The sequence below is a fragment of the Macrococcoides caseolyticum genome (genome assembly GCF_002902665.1).
Classification (GTDB): Bacteria; Bacillota; Bacilli; order Staphylococcales; family Staphylococcaceae; genus Macrococcoides; species Macrococcoides caseolyticum.
The window spans coordinates 1-259 of the sequence record NZ_PPRM01000063.1 but is presented as its reverse complement, the minus strand read 5'-3'; the positions used below and the strand labels follow the sequence as shown (position 1 = coordinate 259).

Annotated in this window: 1 pseudogene; it reads right to left on the bottom strand. The window is 36.7% G+C overall.

The features are described from left to right. Positions 1 to 259 (bottom strand): annotated as a pseudogene (locus CD152_RS09275) (IS30 family transposase); the annotation flags it as partial.

Below are 259 nucleotides of genomic sequence, written 5' to 3'. Positions count from 1 at the left end.
CTTTCTACTAAGGTTATGACAGCACTCCCATGATTACGGCCAATGATAGTGTCACCTTCAAGATGACCAAATTCTTGAAAGAAGAAAGGAAACTCTTCTATTCTTTCAGAAATGTGTCTTTTGAAAGCCTGTCTACCTCTTTTTTCACAATGACCATTTGGCTTCCTTCTACCTTTCATAGGTAAAGATTGTACTGCAAAGACGTTTTCCTTAAACATTCTATAAAGAGTTTTTACAGAACAATCAATCGGGTGTTCAC